Genomic DNA, 6,204 nt, shown 5'->3' on the forward strand with positions numbered 1-6,204 from the left:
GATCAGCGCCAGACCGGTGCCGAGCCCAAGGCCGCCGAATATCGCGCCCAGCAACAGCAGCGGCAGAGGCGGCCAGCTCTTCTTCAAGGCGGGCATGGCGTTGGAGATGATGCGCGCATTGGTGCTGTCGACATTGATCTGCTCGCGCGTCTCCTGGGCGCGCTGGAGATAGTTCGAGTAGACGGAACGCAGCGCCTCGAGGTCGCGCTGCAATTCGCGCAGCCGCACCGAGGCCTGATCGGTGTCGAGCGACTTGCTCTTCATGCCGGCGACCTTGGCTTCCAGCGCCTGCTGGTTGGCCAGCGCCCGTTCGTAGTCGGTCTCGGTGGCGGTGGCGATGCGGCCAAGTTCGCGCGCGATCAGCTGGCGTGTGTCGCGCAGTTGCTGCTGGGCTGCGATCAGCGAGGGATGACGCGGCCCCAACTCCGTGCCGAGCTGCGAGACCTGGTCGACCAACGTCGCCTCCTGCGCCCGCAGGCTCGAGATCACCGCCGAGCGCATTGCTTCCGAAGTTGCGTCCGGCGTGCCGCTCTGCCGGCGCATCTGGTCGACCTGCGCCTTCAGCGCCGCGGTGCGGCTCTGCGCCGCCGCAAGCTGCGTGTTGATCTCGGTCAGTTCCTGGTCGCTGACCAGATTGCCTGCCGCCATCACCATGTTGTTGGCGGACTTGTAGGCTTCGACGGCGTTTTCGGCTTGCTGGACGCGCTTGCGCTGCTCGTCCAGCCGCGCGGTGATCGACTCGGAAGCGTCCTTGGCCATTTTCGCGCGCGCGCTCGCCTGGTCGACCAGGTAGGCCTGCGCGATGGCGTTGGCCAGGAGGGCGGCTTTGTCGGCGCTCTTGGCAGTGACGATGACGTCGAGGACCAGGACCTTGTCGGCCCGCTTCACCGCCAGGCGCCGGCGCAGCGCGTCGAGTGTCTGCACCGACCTGTCGCCTTCGGCTGATGCCGAACCGAGCAGGCGCGACAGCAAGCCCTGCCCATTGAATTCCGGATCCTGCGTCAGGTTTGTCGCCGCGATCGCCCGCATCAGCACGCCTGTCGACTGGACCACGCTGACCTGGCTCTCGACCTGCGTGATGCCGCCATCGGGTGAGATACGGCTGGGATTGACGTCGTTGGTGACCACCTGCAGGTCCTGCGGATCGATCAGGATTTCCGCCGCCGAGCTGTAGAGCGCCGGTGTGAATAGGCCGTAGAGCAGGGCGACCAGCGTCAGCAGTGCGACGGTGCCGAAGATCCAGAACCGGCGGCGCACCAGGATGCGCTTCAGATCGCCCAGTTCGACAGTGGAGGCTGCATATGATCCCGCGCGTGCCGGATCCGGGGAGTGTTGCTGAGGAACCATGGGCAGGGATGATTGCATGGCTGCCTCCGACAATACTCCATATGCCGGCAAGATCAGTTTGCGGCGCTAACCTAGCTATTCCTCCAACTGTTAAAACATTGTTAATTATGTTGAGAGGTGACGTGAATTTTGGCACGCGGTTTGCTTAAAAATATACATATCGAGGTGTTGGCTACGCAGCGAGCGGAGACGAATGCAAATGGGGTTACAATTTGACCGGACCGGTCTGGCCGGCAAGGCCGGGCACCGCCTTTTCGGACCTCCAACATGCAGATAAGCCTCCGCCTGGACGGCGACTGCGTCCGCGCCTTTCACGTCACGCTGCTGGAGCGCCTTGCCGCGCTCGAAGACGTCGAACTGTCCGTCGATGTCAGGCCGGCGGGCGGTGGCATTCCGCGCAGCGCCGCGGCCCTGTTTCAACTCGAAACGGCGATCCACGGACTGTCCCATGATGGACTGGCCAAGCGTGTGCCGCTTTCGGCGCTCGCGCCCTACCGGCAGTCCCCCGCTTCGCCTGACCTCGTCATCGACCTCTGCGGCGATGTCAGGCTGGAAAACACACGGATCTGGCGCGTCACCTATGACGGCGCCAGCGGCGAAGCGGCCTTGCTGGCCCTGATCCTCGCAGGTCGCACGCCGCTTGCCCGCATCGAGGAGAACGGCGTTGCGATCGCCGCCGGGCGTCTGGGCACCGAATATGGCGGCATCGCGCTGGCGTCCTTCCAGGATATGCTGGCGCGCACAGCAAGCCTGATCATAGCTGCCATGTCAGGCGCGGCAAAGTCCGTGCCTGATCTGCCCGAACCGGCGCAGGTGGGCGGCCCGCCGCCAATGCCCTCGGCGGGCAAGCTTGGGGTCAGGGCCGGCAAGGCGCTGGCGCGGCGGATCATCCAGAAGATCTATCACCTTTGCTACAACGCGCCGCACTGGAAGGTCGGCTGGCGGCAAACCGGGAGCCGCGATCTGTTCGAGCTGCGCGCGCATCCGGCGTCGGGTTGGCAAGAGTTGCCGGACGACGGCAGCCGCTTCTACGCCGATCCGTTCCCCATCCTCTACCAGGGCCAGCTGACCCTGTTCGTCGAGGACTATATCCATCGGCTCGGCAAAGCCATCATCTCCGCCGTTCCCTTCGGCCCGGCAGGCCCGCTCGGAAGGCCTGAACCGGTGTTGGAGCTGCCCTACCATCTCTCCTACCCCTTCGTCTTCGAGCGCGACGGCGAGGTCTGGATGGTGCCGGAAAGCTGCGCCAACGGCACGGTCGATCTCTACCGGGCCACAGCTTTTCCCGGCGGATGGGTCAAGGAGGCGACGCTTCTGTCCGGTGTCGTCGCCAGCGACGCCACGCTTGTCGAGCATGGCGGCGCCTGGTGGCTGTTCGCCACCGTCCGCGACGGCGGCGGCGCCTTCTCCGACGCGCTGCATCTGTGGTCGGCGCCGGATTTTCGCGGCCCCTGGACGCCGCACCCCAAAAATCCCGTGCTGATCGATATCGCCTCGGTGCGGCCGGCCGGCCGCATGGTCAGGCGCGGCAACGACCTGCTGCGCCCGGTCCAGGACTGCCGCAGGAGCTACGGCGCGGCGCTTGGCATCGCACGCATTTCTCACCTTGATTTGATCGGCATGGAGCAGGTCGTTGAAACCATCTTAAATCCAGGTGCGCTATGGAGTGGGCGTAAACTTCACACGCTCAACGAGGCTGGCGGCTTTGAGTTCATCGATGGCTCGGCGATCGCACCGCGCTGGAAGCAGCGGGCCCGCGATTAACCTAAACATTGGTTACTACCAAGCACGCGCGCCGGTTGCTTGCGGTTGATTTAGGTCCGGAAGATATTTTCTACCGGAGATTGTGAAACGCGCCGTTGCCATCAGAAAGAGCAGCAAAATGAGTATCTCAGAGGCTGGCCCGGCCCAAGTCGATGTGGCGATCGTCGGTGCCGGAATGGCCGGCACGACCTTGGCAATTCTGTTGGGACGAGCCGGCCGCAAGGTGGCGCTGATCGATCCGCACCGCGTCCACCACGAGGAATTCCGGGCCGAGAAGATCGGCATGGACCAGATGCTGCTGTTCGAAAAGCTCGGCCTCGATGCGACACTCAAGCGTCTCGTCACCTCCACGACCGACACGCATGTCTTTCGCCTCGGCCAGTTCTTCGCGCATGAGAAGAAGGCTGAATTCACATTCTCCTATGGCGCGCTGATCAATGGCCTGCGCGACGCCTTGCCTGCGCAAGTGCCGCTGACGGTCGGCAAGGTAACCGAAGTCTCGACTGGACCGGACCGGCAGCGGCTTGTGCTGGCCGACGGCACCGTCATCGATGCCCGCCTGCTGGTGGTGGCAACCGGTCACGGCGAGGCGGTGCGGCGCGCCGTCGGCGTCGAGCGTATCGAGCAATCGAAGGCGCATTCATTGTCGATGGGATTCGACCTCGCCATCTCGCCCAGCGATTTCGGTCATCAGTCCGTCACCTGCTACAGCAGGCGGGCCGCCGACCGTATCGCCTACATCAGCATCTTTCCCCTCGGCGACAAGATGCGGGCGAACATGTTCCTCTATCGCAATGTGGCCGAGCCGTGGACGCGGGCGTTCCGCCAGGAGCCGCAAAAGATGCTCTGCGAATTGATGCCCGAAATAGCCGTGCGATGCGGCAACTTCGAAGTCGCGAGTCCTGTCGAGGTCAGGCAGATCAGTCTGAGCACGACGCAAGGCCATCGCCGCGACGGGGTCATCTTCATCGGCGATGCTTTCTGTACCACGTGTCCGACGCCGGGCGTCGGCATCGGCCGCGTGATGACCGATGTCGATCAGCTCCATTCGGTTCACATTCCACGCTGGCTCGAAACTCCAGGCATGGCGGCTGACAAGATCAACGCCTTCTATGACGACCCGGTCAAGGTGGCTGCCGATGAGGATGGCATGCGGGTCAGTTACTATGCCAAGTCGATTACCGCCGACACCGGGCTGGAATGGCGCGTGCGGCGCCTGCGCAACAACACCGCGCGCCAGCTGATGATCATCGGCCGTAAGGTCCGGCATCTGGGACAACGGCGGGCACCCGTGGCCAATATGCGATAGGGCGCGACCAGTGGCGCCCTATCGCCGATATTGATTGCCCTTATAGGGCGAAGGCGTCAGTCGCCAACCGCTCAGGTTGCCGTCGGCGGAGGTGTCGATGGGGCAGTCTGGGCCGTGACACCCGAAAGCCTGTCGCGCTTCTGCAAGGTTGGTTTCTCGTATTTCTTCACTGTAAAGTGCCCTCCGAATTGATACGGCGCCAGCAGAACCAATTCCCTGCCCCATGTCAATTGTGCCATTACTGGTTCTTACGTCGTATCCACGCCATCGCGGTCAAACGATTCTTCACTGTTGCATTGCCGGCACATATCGGCTCCGACAGGTCACCTCATCCCAGCGCCAATCCCGCTCTCCTCGGCCGCGCGATGTTGTAAATCGTTTCATCCAAGGTATTTTGGCCATTGGGGAACAGAGGGAATAGTCATGTCCAACAGCGCCTTGCCGCTGGTCATCAGTGCGCCTGAACCACGCACGCTCGACCTGATCTTCACAGCCCGGCAGCTGGCGCGGCTCAAGGCGCACTATCGCATCGTCGAGACGACCGCTGACGGCGTCGCGAAACTGCCGGCCGACGTGCTGGCCGAGGCGCGCTATATCATCGGCCAGCCGCCCATATCGCCCGAAACGCTCGATCGGATGAAGACACTGCGCTGCGTCTTCAATGTCGAGACCAACCTCATCAACAATATGCCCTACGAGACGTTGTTCGCGCGCGGCATCCATGTCGTCACCACCGGCCTGGTGTTCGCCGAGCCGGTCGCGGAGCTTGGCCTTGCCATGGCACTCAATCTCGCCCGCGGCATCGTCGATGCCGACCTCGCCTTCCGCCAGGGACAGGAACTGTGGGGCGGCGACGGCAACCAGACGGCGCGGCTCTTGTCCGGCGCCGATGTCGGCATCATCGGTTTCGGCGATCTCGGCCGGGCGCTCAACCGGCTGCTGTCGGGCTTCCGCACCCGCACCAAAGTCTTCGATCCATGGCTGCCGCCATCGATCCTCATCGACAATGGCGTCGAGCCGGCCTCCCTCGACGAGGTGCTGTCGACCAGCGACTTCATCTTCGTCGTTGCCTCGGTGACCAGCGAGAACCAGGGTTTTCTCGGTGCCGACGCCTTTGCCGGCATGCGCAAGGGCGCTGCCTTCATCCTGCTCAGCCGCGCCGGCGTGGTGGACTTCCCGGCGCTGATGGCGGCGGTGAAGAGCGGCCACATCGTCGCCGCCAGCGACGTTTTTCCCGAAGAACCGCTGGCGCGGGACCATCCGGTGCGCGCCCTGCCCGGCTTCCTGCGCTCGGCTCACCGCGCCGGCGCGCTCGACATCGCCTTCAAGCGCATGGGCGATATGGTGCTGGAGGACATGGACCTGATCGACCGCGACCTGCCGCCGCTGCGCTCCAAACGCGCCGAGCGCGAGACGGTTTCGCGCATGCGTTCCAAGCCGGCCGACAGGAATTGAGGCGTGGATTTTCGTTCGGGTTGGCCGGCCCTCGACCAGGTCCGCTTGACAGGAGCGCGGCCGGCGATGACGCTGCCGCAATCGAACTTTGCGGAGGGAGGCCGTGACCATGAAGAAGATCTATGAAAAGCCGATGCTGCTCAAACGGCAGAAACTCTCCGCCGTGACGGCGCAGCAAGCCACTTCAGGAGTGACCGGTCCGATCGGCCCGACAGGCTGACGCCTCACGGTGTTCGATGAAGGTAGCATTGGACGCGCCCGCGGGTCGGCGGCGAGACGGCAGTCGCTCAAGGCGCAGCATCAGTGTTTATGGCTGCTCTTCGCTCTGC

The 6,204-nt window shown here is 63.9% G+C and carries 5 protein-coding genes; 4 read left to right on the forward strand and 1 reads right to left on the reverse strand.

Annotation, left to right across the window (positions count from 1 at the left end):
* A partial coding sequence (locus EN969_RS12820; RefSeq protein WP_127419157.1) for a GumC family protein occupies positions 1–1,365 on the reverse strand: 1,365 nt, incomplete at its 3' end.
* 249 nt (positions 1,366–1,614) lie between these two features.
* On the opposite strand from EN969_RS12820, the gene EN969_RS12825 reads away from it, so the two are divergent.
* From EN969_RS12825 to EN969_RS12840, 4 genes are all read left to right on the forward strand, one after another.
* Positions 1,615–3,111: a hypothetical protein gene (locus EN969_RS12825; RefSeq protein ID WP_063168636.1), complete on the forward strand. Its 1,497-nt coding sequence runs from the start codon at positions 1,615–1,617 to the stop codon at positions 3,109–3,111.
* Between the two features lie 118 nt (positions 3,112–3,229).
* Positions 3,230–4,420: an NAD(P)/FAD-dependent oxidoreductase gene (locus EN969_RS12830; RefSeq protein WP_013530602.1), complete on the forward strand. Its 1,191-nt coding sequence runs from the start codon at positions 3,230–3,232 to the stop codon at positions 4,418–4,420.
* Positions 4,421–4,843: 423 nt separating this feature from the next.
* On the forward strand, positions 4,844–5,875 hold the full coding sequence (locus EN969_RS12835) for a hydroxyacid dehydrogenase (RefSeq protein WP_063168637.1): 1,032 nt from the start codon (positions 4,844–4,846) through the stop codon (positions 5,873–5,875).
* Between the two features lie 109 nt (positions 5,876–5,984).
* A complete protein-coding gene (locus EN969_RS12840) occupies positions 5,985–6,095 on the forward strand; it encodes a hypothetical protein (RefSeq protein WP_082826510.1) in 111 nt (36 codons plus the stop codon).
* The last annotated feature ends 109 nt before the right edge of the window (positions 6,096–6,204 follow it).

Source organism: Mesorhizobium sp. M7A.F.Ca.CA.003.01.2.1 (assembly GCF_003998945.1).
GTDB lineage: Bacteria > Pseudomonadota > Alphaproteobacteria > Rhizobiales > Rhizobiaceae > Mesorhizobium > Mesorhizobium ciceri.